Source organism: Prevotella sp. P4-67, assembly GCF_002251325.1.
GTDB lineage: Bacteria > Bacteroidota > Bacteroidia > Bacteroidales > Bacteroidaceae > Prevotella.
The window spans coordinates 118,629-131,367 of the sequence record NZ_NPJL01000039.1; the positions used below are offsets into that span (position 1 = coordinate 118,629).

7 protein-coding genes are annotated in these 12,739 nt (G+C 57.4%); 6 read left to right on the top strand and 1 reads right to left on the bottom strand.

The genetic code is table 11. The annotated features are described in order from the left end of the window. The gene (locus tag CIK92_RS06555) at positions 1 to 582 is read left to right on the top strand and encodes a manganese efflux pump MntP family protein (RefSeq protein ID WP_022310804.1); all 582 of its coding nucleotides are present in this window, start codon (positions 1 to 3) and stop codon (positions 580 to 582) included. A gap of 85 nt (positions 583 to 667) precedes the next feature. Here the strand turns inward: CIK92_RS06555 and CIK92_RS06560 are convergent, their stop codons facing one another. After that, positions 668 to 3,649, bottom strand: a complete 2,982-nt coding sequence (locus tag CIK92_RS06560) for a TonB-dependent receptor (RefSeq protein WP_094388544.1) — start codon at positions 3,647 to 3,649, stop codon at positions 668 to 670. 216 nt (positions 3,650 to 3,865) lie between these two features. On the opposite strand from CIK92_RS06560, the gene aroB reads away from it, so the two are divergent. From aroB to CIK92_RS06585, 5 genes are all read left to right on the top strand, one after another. Continuing rightward, positions 3,866 to 4,939 (top strand): 3-dehydroquinate synthase, encoded by a 1,074-nt coding sequence (gene aroB / locus CIK92_RS06565; RefSeq protein WP_094388545.1) that lies wholly within the window; start codon positions 3,866 to 3,868, stop codon positions 4,937 to 4,939. 472 nt (positions 4,940 to 5,411) lie between these two features. Then, on the top strand, positions 5,412 to 6,557 hold the full coding sequence (locus tag CIK92_RS06570; protein ID WP_094388546.1) for an efflux RND transporter periplasmic adaptor subunit: 1,146 nt from the start codon (positions 5,412 to 5,414) through the stop codon (positions 6,555 to 6,557). Between the two features lie 23 nt (positions 6,558 to 6,580). Then, positions 6,581 to 9,646: an efflux RND transporter permease subunit gene (locus CIK92_RS06575; protein ID WP_094388547.1), complete on the top strand. Its 3,066-nt coding sequence runs from the start codon at positions 6,581 to 6,583 to the stop codon at positions 9,644 to 9,646. Further along, the gene (locus tag CIK92_RS06580) at positions 9,621 to 10,802 is read left to right on the top strand and encodes a TolC family protein (protein WP_094385912.1); all 1,182 of its coding nucleotides are present in this window, start codon (positions 9,621 to 9,623) and stop codon (positions 10,800 to 10,802) included. The genes CIK92_RS06575 and CIK92_RS06580 overlap by 26 nt, the downstream gene beginning before the upstream one ends. Before the next feature lie 224 nt (positions 10,803 to 11,026). Continuing rightward, positions 11,027 to 12,703, top strand: a complete 1,677-nt coding sequence (locus tag CIK92_RS06585; protein ID WP_094388548.1) for a SulP family inorganic anion transporter — start codon at positions 11,027 to 11,029, stop codon at positions 12,701 to 12,703. The last annotated feature ends 36 nt before the right edge of the window (positions 12,704 to 12,739 follow it).

Below are 12,739 nucleotides of genomic sequence, written 5' to 3' on the forward strand. Positions count from 1 at the left end.
ATGGCCGACACTCTCGAACTGCTGCTACTCGCCGTAGCCCTCGCCATGGACTGCTTCACGGTCTCCACCGTGTGTGGCGTCATCCTGCGCCGCCGCCAGTGGCGCACCATACTCCTTACCGCTTTCTTCTTCGGCGCTTTCCAGGCGTTTATGCCTTACATCGGATGGCTCGGCACCTCGCTCTTTGCCCGCCAGTTAGAGGCTTACGACCACTGGATAGCCTTCTCACTGTTGCTGTTTCTCGGCGGCAAGATGATACACGAGTCCTTTCTGCCCGAAGAGCGCCAGAGCTTCTGCCCCACATCGCTGCGCACCCAGCTGGTACTGGCGGTAGCCACCAGCATCGACGCCCTTGCCATAGGCATCTCGTTTGCCTGTACCGGCTATCGCTCGTCGGTCGATCTGGCAGAACCTCTGACCATCATCGGACTCGTCTCCGCGCTTTTCTCGGTCATCGGCTATCTGCTCGGCATCCGTTTCGGTTCGACCGTCACGCGGCGCATCAAGCCCGAGCTCTTGGGCGGCCTCATCCTGATAGCCATAGGCGTCAAGGTGCTCATCAGCCATCTCTACGGGCTGTAGGCGGTCATCCCTCATCCACCAACCCAAATGGGCTGCAACTCTACAAGACGTGAGTTGCAGCCCATTTTGGTTGTCGGCCATCAAGTCAGATGCCCATACCTGGCCCGCGGGGAGGCATACCGCCGGGAGGCGGACCTCCATATCCGCGACCACCCTGCGGACGACCCTGGGGCATATCGCCGGGAGCCATGTCGCCTCGTCTGCGCATACCCTGACGGGCGTTCTTGCCGCCAAACATATTGAAGCGATAGACCACATGGAGCATGGCATAGCTGTTGATGCTGTTATACCATGTATCGCTACGCTGGAAGGCGTCGATGGTACGGCTGAAGTTGCTCTGCTGGTGCAGCAGGTCGTAGAACTGGAGCAGCACGGTGAGGGGCTTGCCCTTGAGGAAGCCCTGCGATACCTGAGCGTTCCATATCAGCTCGTTGGTGTTCATCGAGTTGTCGTTATATCCACGGCGGCTGCTTTCGGAGATATTGGTAGAGAGTGCCGTACCCCAGGGGGTATTGAGGCTGAACGTGGCTCCATAGCTGAACTGCCATGTATCGAGGTTGCTCTGGCTCTGCAACTGGTTGCGGCCGTGCATATAGTTGACCGACCCGTTGAGTTCTATCGAAGCCCATCCCTTACGATAACCCACATTGAGCTGTTCGCGCAGATTGAGCGTGCGGGTGCGGTTTTTCTGCACACCGCTTGTACGGTCCAGGGTGAGGTAGCTCACGTTGTTGGCAAATCTGGCATCGGTGTTGGTATTGGTATACCACGTACCGGTCGAGTCGATAGAGGTGTTGTAGAGCAGTCCTCCGCCGATGCTCCAGTTGCCGTTGATGTTCTCCGGACGGCTGGTGCGCCCGCCAGTCACCTCGTCATAGGTCACCATATTGCTTATTGAGTTGCGCGTAGTCTGAAACGACAGATTGGCATTGACAAACTGCGAACGCTTGGTGATGAAGTTGTTGTAGAAGAGATTGAAGTCATTGGTAAACGAGGGCTTCAGTCCGGGGTTACCCTTCGAGATGTCGAGCGGGTTGCTGTCGTCGGTGATGTCGAGCAGCTGGCTCATGCTGGGCTGGCTCGTGGTGCCGCGATAGCGTATGCGCAACTGGTGCTGGCGGTTGAAGCGGTAGCGCAAATCAAATGTAGGCGACAGATTGGTTACCGTGCGCACCGTGTCGACATGCACTCCCTGATAGTCCTGGATATACTTCGAACGCTGGGGCTGCACCATAAATCCGGCGTTGAGCTGATACTTGCTCTTGATGAGCCTGAAGGTCAGGTTCATCTCGTGGATATAGTTGTTGTATTCCGAGTAGCGGCTCAGCGTCTGGTCGAGATAGTCGGGCAGCGTGCCGGGCAGCAGGTTGAGATAGTCGCCCCAACCGCGGTACTCGGGGTTGACGCCGTCAAAGACGCTGCTGCTCAGTCTGCTGAAGTCGTAGGTAGAGCGGTCGCTCTTGCTGTGGTTGTATCTGAAGTTGTAGCGCAGCTGCAGGAAGGCGCCCTTGAAGAGGGGTTCGGTGAAGGTCGCCGACAGCCGGTAGTTGTAGTTGTCGGTGGGCATCAGATTGTAGCGGTGGGTCTGATAGGTCGAGTCCAGACCCTCTGCGGTCTGCTTGAGCCACAGTCGGGTGGCATTGAGTGACATGCTCTCGCTGTCGCTTTCGCCGTAGCCTCCGCCCGCACCGAATGTGATGCTGCGTCCACGCGTGTTGAGCTTGCGGTTCACCTGCAGCATACCGCTCAGGTTCTTGCTGTTGCTGTAGTTTATCGAGTTGCTCTTCTGCGAGTTGACCACGATGCCCTCACGGCTTATCTCTTCCAGTTCGCTGTCGTCGAGCGGACTCTCTGAGTAGAGATAGGGGTCGGCATTAAACGATGCCGAGGTCGAGGTGGTCAGTCCGTCGCTCTTCGACCACGACAATGTGGGCCTGAACATGATGTTGGTCATCGTGTCGGGCTGCCACTCCAGTCTTCCCTGTACATTCCAGCTATCGCTGCGCGAGTAGTTCTGCCGTATACTGTTGGAGAAGGCACCAGTGGTATTGACGAAGTTCTCTGCCGAACTGCGTGTGAAGGCATCGCCGTCATTGTGGCGCCAGAATGCACTCAGGTCTATCTTTATCTTCTTGACTTTCTCGTAGTTATAGTTGAACCCCAGCATCTTGGCGGCGTTCAGACCCTGACGGCCGGCCCCGAAGCGGCCTCTGCCACCACCGGGGAAACCCATATCGTTCACGTTGTTGGCACTGCCAAACATCATGAACCTGTTTTTGTCGTCAAAGTATGCGCCCATGCCTCTCTCGGCATAGCGGCTGTGGTTGCCCAAACCCAGGTCTACATTGGCAAAGGTGCCGCGGTTCATGCCCTTCTTCAGTCCGAAGTCGAGCACGGTGGTCTCTTCGCCGTCGTCGACGCCGGTGATGCGCGCCAGGTCGCTCTTTTCGTCATAGGCCTTGATTTTCTCCACGATAGAGGTGGGCAGATTCTTCATGGCTATCTTGGTGTCGCCAGTCATAAACTCCTTGCCGTCTACCAGTATCTTCTTCACCTCCTTGCCGTTGTGGGTTATCTTGCCGTTTTCGTCGACCTCCACGCCCGGCAGCTGCTTCACCAGTTCCTCGATGGTCGAGCCTTCGGGTGTGCGATAGGCGGCGCTATTATATATAAAGGTGTCTTCCTTGACCGTCACCTTGAGTGCCTGCCCTACCACCTGGGTCTCCTTGAGCACCACGGCGTCGGTCTTCATCTCCATCTTGCCGAGGGCCAGGTTCTTGCCGTCGCTTATCACGATGCGCTTCACGATGGTCTGATAGCCTATACTTGATATACGCAGACGGTATTTGCCGTCTTTCTTGATGCGCAGTTTGAATACGCCCTGTTCGTTGCTCAGCGTACCTCCGGCATAGGTGCTGTCGGCATTGAGCAGCTGCACCGAGGCTTGCTCGATGGGCTCCTTGCTCTCGGGGTCAAAGAGTTGGCCCGTGACGAGCCGCTCTTGGGCCATCGTCATCGCAGACGATAGCAGCAGTAGCAGCAGTAGTAGCAGTGTCTTGTTCTTCATTGTTGTTTCGTATGTGTTGCTTTGTTAGTTTTTTGACGCCTCCACGGGCCAAAGGTTTAATCGTGAGCCTCATCATTTTTATGCACACTGTCAGCGGGATGTGCGCAAACGGCGACACTTTTATCTTAAAAACTCTTAATTGTTATCACTGTGTTAGATACTTTCTCCTTAGTTTTGCCTACTTTTGTCCTTGCTATACAAAAAGAGCATTATGTTATGAAACCAACCGAAACACTATCCAATAAACATCAGCAGGTAATCCTTACCACCGACCTCGAGCGCGACCTCACCATGGCGATAGCCGAGTGTGAGCACGACCGCATCTTTGTCATCGCCGACCGCAACACCCATGCCCACTGCATGGGCAGGCTCAGCACCTTCCGCTGTCTGCGCGATGTCATCACCATCACCATCGAGCCCAGCGACGCCCACAAGGACCTCACTACCCTCACCGCCGTATGGCAACAGCTTCAGGAGCATGGTGCCACGCGCCACTCGCTGGTCATCTGCCTGGGCGGAGGCGTGGTGACCGACCTCGGCGGCATGGCGGCAGCCACCTTCAAGCGGGGTATCAACTTCATCAATATCCCCACCTCGCTGCTGGGCATGGTCGACGCCTCGGTGGGCGGAAAGACCGGCGTCAACTTCGGCGGACTGAAAAACGAGATTGGCGTCTTTGCCGAGGCACGCTTCGTGCTGCTGTGCGCCGACTTCCTTGCCACGCTCGACGGCGAGAACCTGCGCTCGGGCTATGCCGAGATGCTCAAGCACGGCCTCATCTCTACCACCGCCCAGTGGGCCAGTCTGCTGCAGTTCGACCTCGCCGCGCCCGACTATAGCCTTCTGGGCAGGCTCGTTGCCGACTCGGTCAAGGTCAAGGAAGACATCGTGGCCCAAGACCCACTGGAGCAGGGGCTGCGCAAGGCGCTCAACCTGGGCCATACCGTGGGCCACGCCATAGAGAGCCTGCTGCTACAGCGCACCCCCATCCTGCATGGCTATGCCGTGGCCTACGGCATCGTGGCCGAACTCTATCTCAGCGCCACCAGGCTGGGCTTCCCCGCCGACAAGTTGCGCCAGACGCTCCATTACATCTGCCAGTATTATGGTACCCCTGCCATCACCTGCGACGACTATCCGCAGCTGCTCGCCCTGATGCACCACGACAAGAAGAACACGGGCACCGACATCAATGTCACCCTGCTCAGCGATGTGGGCGAGATACACATCAACCAGATAGTCGGCGAAGAGGAGATAAGCGAGGCGCTCGACTTTCTGAGAGAGGGCTGAGCCGTCATTGCCGCCGGCATCTCCATGACAAGTCCTCATACCTTATACTTTCATCCCAGGATGAAACGACACTGCAGCCGCACCCACAGGTGCGGCTGTTGTTTTTCCGGCAGTTACGTTGCCGGCCGTCACAGCCCATACTGCATGGCAGCCTGCATATTTCCGCACATCCCTCACGTGCTCCACGCCGTTACTGATGGTCACTGACGGCTCGTATCATTTGATACGTGAGTCCGTATCATACGTCACGTGACCGCGCGTCATACGTTACGAGACCACGTGACTTATGATACGAGCCAGCCCACGCACCTTGCAGACCTCCATCTGCCCTCTCCCGCCTCGCTCTCTGCCGTCACGAGAGAGGGAGGGGGGCCAAATATGCAACCCGGTTGCAAGAAAATGTGCGTATCTTTGCACTATAATCATTACATATATGTTGAAAACAGGTTTATATTACTTATCGCTGCTGTCTATGGCAGCATGTATAGCGGCCTGCGGCCATCACGCCCATGCCGACGGAGAAGGAAGTCACGACCACGAGACCGAAGAGGCTGGCCATGAGGGTCACGGCCATGCAGACCAGGACCACGGCGACGAGATAATACTCGAACCCGAGAAGGCACGCGCTGCCGGCGTAAAGGTCGAGACCGTCAAGCCGGCCAACTTTCATGGCGTCATCCACACCAGCGGCAAGGTCATGGCTGCCTCGTGCGACGAGACCACCGTGGTGGCCACCATCAGTGGCCGCGTGGCCCACATGGGTCATGTGAGCGAAGGCCTGAAAGTGACAGGCGGCACTACCCTCTTCTCCATCACCTCGGCAGGCATGCAGGTGGCCGACGGCGACCCTGTGCAGCGTGCCAAGATAGACTTTGAGCGTGCCGAGCGCGACTACACCCGTGCCCAGGCGCTGATTAAGGACAAGATTATCAGCGTGAAAGACTTCGCTGTGGCCAAAGCCGAATACGAAGCCGCCAAACTTACTTATACCAGCATGCAGAAGACCCGCAGTGCCGGCGGCGTAGTGGTCGCAGCTCCGCGCGGCGGATATATCAAGCAGTGTCTGGTCAACGGCGGCGACTACGTCGAAGCGGGCCAGCCTCTGGCCATCATCACCCAGAACAAGCATCTGTATCTGCGTGCCGAGGTGCCCGAGCGCCGCTTCAACGAGCTCAACAACATCCGAAGCGCCAAGTTCAGCACCAGCTACAGCAACCGCCTCTACGACATCAGCCAGATGGGCGGACACATCCAGTCGTATGGACGCTCTGCCGAGGTCAACAACTCTTACATACCCGTAATCTTCGAGTTCAACAATACCGGCGACGTGGTCCAGGGCTCCTATGCCGACATCTACCTCATCACCCATGAGCGCCAACAGGTCATCACGCTGCCCCTGACAGCCATCACCGAGGAACAGGGCTTACACTATATCTATATACAGAAAGACGCCGAGGGCTATCAGAAGCAGGAGGTGACTCTCGGTGAAAGCGACGGCGAGCGCATCGAAATCAAAAGCGGTGTGAAGGCCGGCGACCGCGTGGTGACGCGTGGCGCCATACAGGTCAAGCTGGCCTCGGCTTCCAACGCTATCCCCGCCCACAACCATAACCATTAAGCCCACCTCTATACTGTAATATCATGCTGAACAGGATCATCAAGTTCTCGCTCGAGAACAGAATACTCATACTGGTCTTGGCTGTACTGCTGGTCATCGCCGGCCTCTACTCTACCGCCAAGACCGAGGTCGACGTCTTCCCCGACCTCAACGCTCCCACAGTGGTCATCATGACCGAAGCTGGCGGCATGGCCAGCGAGGAAGTCGAACAGCTGGTGACCTTCCCTATCGAGTCGGCGGTCAACGGCAGCACCGGCGTGCGCCGCGTGCGCTCGCAGTCTACCCACGGCTTCTCTGTCGTCTGGGTAGAGTTTGACTGGGGCACCGACATCTACCTGGCGCGCCAGATCGTGAGCGAGAAGCTCTCTGCCATTGGCGAGCAGATGCCTGCCGGTGTGAGTGCTCCCGTGCTGGGCCCTCAGTCGTCTATCCTGGGCGAAGTGCTCATCGTGAGCCTTACCAGCGACAAGACCTCCATGCAAGACCTGCGCACCTACGCCGACTGGGTTATCCGCCCACGGCTGCTCTCTACCGGTGGCGTGGCCCAGGTGAGCGTCCACGGTGGCGACATCAAGGAGTACCAGATACTCATCAACCCCGGCAAGATGAAGCACTTCGGCGTAAGCCTCGCCGACGTGATGGCCTGCACCCGCGGCATGAACACCAATACCAACGGCGGCGTGTGCTACAAGTACGGCAACGAGTACATCATACGCGGCATCACCTCGACCAACGATATCGACAAGCTCGAGGCCAGTGCGGTGAAGAAGAGCGGTGAGAGCGTCATCACCCTTGCCGATGTGGCCGACATACGCGTAGGCAGCCAGTCGCCCAAGCTGGGCGTGGCCAGCGAACGGGCTCACCCCGCCGTGCTGCTTACCGTGACCAAGCAGCCCAACACCAGTACGCTCGACCTGACAGCCCATCTGGACCATGCGCTCGACGAGCTCAAAGGCAATCTGCCCGCCGACGTGCATATCTCTACCAACATCTTCCGCCAGGCCGACTTCATCAGCAGCAGCATCGACAATGTGAAGAAGTCACTCATCGAGGGAGCCATCTTTGTGGTCATCATCCTGATGATATTCCTTGCCAATGTGCGCACCACCATCATCTCGCTGGTCACCATCCCCCTGTCGTTTCTCGTGGCGATGATAGTGCTCAACGCCCTCGGCATAAGCATCAACACCATGACCCTGGGCGGTCTGGCGATAGCCATCGGGTCGCTGGTTGACGACGCCATAGTCGATGTGGAGAATGTCTACAAGCACATCAGGCTGAACCGGCAGTTGCCCGAGGCCGAGCGCGTGCCCATCATCCGGCTGGTCTATGAGGCCTCGCGCGAGGTGCGTATGCCCATCCTCAACTCTACCCTTATCATCATCGTGAGCTTTGCGCCGCTGTTCTTCCTCAGTGGCATGGAGGGCCGCATGCTCATCCCACTGGGCATCGCCTTTGTGACGGCGCTCATGGCGTCGACGCTGGTGGCGATCACGCTTACGCCCGTGCTCTGCAGCTATCTGCTCGGCAAGAGCAATGGCGAGATGGGCAAGGAGGCCTTTGTGGCAGTATGGCTCAAGGGGTATTACCAGCAGGCGCTGACATGGGTGTTGGGCCATACGCGATGGGTGATAGGCTCTACCGCCGTGCTGCTGGTGGCGGCTCTTGCCACATTCTTCTCTTTAGGCAGCAGCTTCCTGCCCAAGTTCAATGAGGGCTCGTTTACCATCAACATATCTTCGCTCCCGGGCATCTCGCTCGAAGAGAGCGACTCCATAGGCGCACGGGCGGAGAGGCTCCTGCTGCAGGTGCCCGAGATAACCACCGTGGCACGCAAGACAGGCCGCGCCGAGCTCGACGAGCATGCGCTGGGCGTCAACGTGAGCGAGATAGAAGCTCCGTTCAAGCTCAAAGACCGCGGGCACGAAGAGGTGCAGAACGACGTGAGGCAGCGCCTGTCGGTGCTGGCGGGCGCCAACATCGAGATAGGTCAGCCCATATCCCACCGCATCGATGCCATGCTGTCGGGCACGCAGGCGAGCATAGCCATCAAGCTCTTTGGCAGCGACCTGAACAAGATGTACACCATAGGCAACCAGATCAAGAAGGCCTGCAAGGACATCGACGGCATCACCGACCTCAACGTGGAACAGCAGATAGAGCGTCCGGAACTCAAGATAGTGCCACGGCGCGAACTGCTGGCACGCAACGGCATCACGCTGCCCGAGTTCAACGAGTTTCTGGCTGTCAATCTGGCGGGCGAGACCGTATCGCAGGTGTACGAGGCGGGCAGAGCGTTCAACCTGGTGGTCAAGGCCGCCAACTACAACGAGATAAGCGACCTGATCATCGACACGCAGGACGGACGCAAGGTGCCTCTGTCCGATGTGGCCGACATCATATCGAGCGCCGGCCCCAACACCATCAACCGCGAGAACACCCAGCGCAAGATAGTCATCTCTGCCAACACCACCGGCAGGGCACTGAGCGACGTGGTGGCCGACATCAAGACTGCGGTAGACAACAATATCCAGTTGCCCGAGGGCTATCATATAGAGTATGGTGGACAGTTTGAGAGCCAGGAGCATGCTTCACGGGTGCTCTATCTCACCTGCACGATAGCCATCGCCATCATCTTCCTGCTGCTGTTCATGCAGTTCCGCAGCACGATGGAGGCCGGTGTGATACTGCTCAATCTGCCACTGGCGCTCATCGGCGGCATCTTTGCCATCGTCTTCACCACCGGCGAGGTGAGCATTCCCGCCATCATCGGCTTCATCTCGCTCTTCGGCATCGCCACGCGCAACGGCATGCTGCTCATCACCGAGTACAAGCGGCTGCGCACCGAAGAGGGCAAGACCGTGAAGGAAGCCATCATCGAAGGCTCACTCTCACGACTCAACCCCATACTCATGACAGCCCTCACCTCGGCGCTGGCTCTGGTGCCGCTGGCACTCGGCGGCGACCTGCCCGGCAACGAGATACAGTCGCCCATGGCCAAGGTGATACTGGGCGGACTCATCAGTTCGACATTACTCAACGCATTTATCATACCTATCATTTATGAAAAGATATCTCATCGCAATTAGCGCCATGCTCGCTACGCTGACGGCAGCAGCCACCGGCACAGACAGCATCGGCGACATACTCAGGCAGATAGCCGCCAACAACCTGACGCTCAAGGCACAGGCACACAAAAGCGAGGCCGACGTGCTGGACATCAAGGCCGACAACGCGCTGGGCGGCCCATCGGTCGAATACAGTCCTTTCTTCAAGAAGGGATATTCGGGCGTGGTCGAGAGCGAGCTCGTGGTCAGCCAGGAAATCAAGTTTCCTACCAAGTACAAGGATTGCAGCCGGCTCGCAGGCATGCAGAGGAACGCCGGCCAGCAGCAGCTGCTCAAGCAGAGAAGGGACATGCTGCTCGAGGCCGAGCTGATTTGCCTGGACATCATACGCCTCAACCAGACGCTCAGTATGCTCAACCAGCGTCTCACGGGCAGTGAGCAACTGCGCAGTATGTACGAGCAGCGTATGGAGGTGGGCGACGCCAACATCCTGGAACTCAACAAGGTGAAACTCGATGTCATGGAGGTGAAAGCCCTGGTGACCGAAGCGCGCAACGAGCGCATACTGCTGCTCCAACAGCTCCAGCAGCTCAACGGCGGACAGGCCATAGAGGTCAACATGACCACCATGCCTGAGTTTGCAGCCATCACAGACTACAAGTCGTTTGAAGCGCTGGCGCTGGCCAACGACGCCGACATCAAGACAGCCGAAGCCTCACTCAAGACTGCCGAGATGGACATGAAGATACAGAAGAGCGAGTGGCTGCCCAACCTCACGGTGGGCTACCGCAGGAACACCGAGGAGGGAGAGCCTGTCAACGGAATGATGGTGGGCATGAGCTTCCCGCTCTACAGCAACAGCAAGAAAATCAAGGCTGCCCGTGAGCGCAAGCAGAGTGCCGAGATACAGGTGATGCAGTCGCGCCAGGAAGCCGAGGCCTCTATCAGGTCGCGCTACCAGCAGCTCAAGGGGCTGCAGCAGGTGCTCGACCACAGCGACGTCAAGATGATGAACGAGAGTATCGCCCTCTTTGCCAAAGCGCTGAAGCAGGGAGAAATCACCGCGCTGGTCTACTACGAGGAAATCAACAATATCTATCAGAAACTGCAGCGCCACATCGACCTGCACTGCCAGAGCACCAAACTCCTGGCCGAACTGCACAAGAACGAGTTGTAACACGCCAGACACCACTATCGCCACAGCGGCTGCCGTCATCTGTAGAGTAGAGACGGCAGCCGCTGTTTGGTTTACTGGGGTGCAGGGGCCAATGATACAGGTCAATAAGACACCATGAAAACGAAGAAAGACACCGCGCCAGCACCGATGTGTGGACAAAAGATGATACCTTTGCAGTCGTTTTTAAGGACACTTACATTATTACCGTTTTAGCAACAACACTTATGCAAGTATTTACGTACAAACCCAAACTGGTTTCTACCCTGAAACACTATAACCGTAGTAAATTTATGCAAGACCTCATGGCCGGCATCATCGTGGGCATCGTAGCCCTGCCGTTGGCCATCGCCTTTGGCATCGCTTCGGGCGTAACGCCCGAGAAGGGCATCATCACCGCCATCGTGGCAGGCTTCATGGTGTCGGTATTCGGCGGAAGCCGCGTGCAGATAGGCGGACCTACAGGTGCATTCATTATCATTATCTACGGCATCATACAGCAATACGGCATACAGGGACTCACCATCGCTACACTTATGGCAGGCGTGTTCCTGATACTCTTCGGCGTACTCCGCTTGGGTACCATCATCAAGTATATACCCTATCCTATCGTGGTGGGATTTACGAGCGGTATCGCCGTAACCATCTTTACCACCCAAATCAAGGACTTGTTGGGTCTGACTATGGCGACGGTACCTTCTGACTTCACCGAGAAGTGGATAGCCTACTTCCACGACATCAGCACGATAGACTGGTGGACGGCGATGGTGGGCATAGTGAGCATCGTGATTATCACGCTCACGCCCCGATTCAGCAAGAAGATTCCCGGCTCGCTGGTGGCTATCATCGTGATGACCCTGGCGACTCTGATACTCAAGCAGTTTTATGGCGTGACAAGCATAGAGACCATAGGCGACCGCTTCTCTATCAACAGCGAACTGCCCAGCGCCACCGTGCCCGCCCTGTCGTGGGATATCATCAAGAGCCTGGTGTCGCCGGCGCTTACCATTGCCATCCTCGGCGCCATAGAGAGTCTGCTCTCTGCCACGGTGGCCGACGGTGTGATAGGCCATCACCATGACTCCAATACCGAGCTCATCGGACAGGGTCTGGCCAACCTCGCCTCGCCCCTCTTCGGCGGCATCCCTGCCACCGGAGCCATAGCCCGCACCATGACCAATATCAACAACGGCGGCCGCACCCCTGTAGCCGGCATCATCCATGCGGTGGTGTTGCTGCTCATCTTCCTCTTCCTCATGCCGCTGGCGCAGTATATCCCCATGGCGTGTCTGGCAGGCGTGCTGGTGGTGGTGTCGTACGGCATGAGCGGCTGGCGCTCGTTTGCCATGCTGATGAAGAACCCCAAGAGCGATGTCAGCGTGCTGCTTATCACCTTTATCCTGACCATACTCTTCGACCTGACCATAGCCATCGAGGTGGGCCTCATCATCGCCTGTCTGCTCTTCATGAAGCGTATGGCTGAGACCAGCGATGTCAAGGTAATCATGGACGAGATAGACCTGACCGACGAGACCGACGTGAGACTGGAGAACAACGAGCACCTCACCATCCCCACCGGCGTGGAGGTGTACGAAATCAACGGCCCCTACTTCTTCGGTGCCGGCAACAAGTTTGAGGAAATCATGGCCAACTTCGGCGACCGCCCCAAGGTGCGCATCATCCGTATGCGTAAGGTGCCGTTTGTCGACTCTACCGGCATACACAACCTCACCAATCTGTGTATGATGAGCCGCAAGGAGGGCATACAGATTGTGCTGTCGGGAGTGACTCCCAAGGTAGAACAGGTGCTCGAGCACGCAGGCTTCTACCAGATTGTGGGCAAAGAGAACATCTGCAGCCACATCAACCTGGCTCTGGAGCGTGCCAAGGAAATCATAAGATAAACCGCCATCGCCCCCTGCTGGCGGGCGACCCACGCG

Coding starts and splice junctions, on each gene's coding strand:
- CIK92_RS06575 (WP_094388547.1), top strand. CDS start 6,581: ATGCTGAACAGGATCATCAAGTTCTCGCTCGAGAACAGAATACTCATA.
- CIK92_RS06580 (WP_094385912.1), top strand. CDS start 9,621: ATGAAAAGATATCTCATCGCAATTAGCGCCATGCTCGCTACGCTGACG.
- CIK92_RS06570 (WP_094388546.1), top strand. CDS start 5,412: ATGGCAGCATGTATAGCGGCCTGCGGCCATCACGCCCATGCCGACGGA.
- CIK92_RS06585 (WP_094388548.1), top strand. CDS start 11,027: ATGCAAGTATTTACGTACAAACCCAAACTGGTTTCTACCCTGAAACAC.
- CIK92_RS06555 (WP_022310804.1), top strand. CDS start 1: ATGGCCGACACTCTCGAACTGCTGCTACTCGCCGTAGCCCTCGCCATG.
- aroB (WP_094388545.1), top strand. CDS start 3,866: ATGAAACCAACCGAAACACTATCCAATAAACATCAGCAGGTAATCCTT.
- CIK92_RS06560 (WP_094388544.1), bottom strand. CDS start 3,649: ATGAAGAACAAGACACTGCTACTACTGCTGCTACTGCTGCTATCGTCT.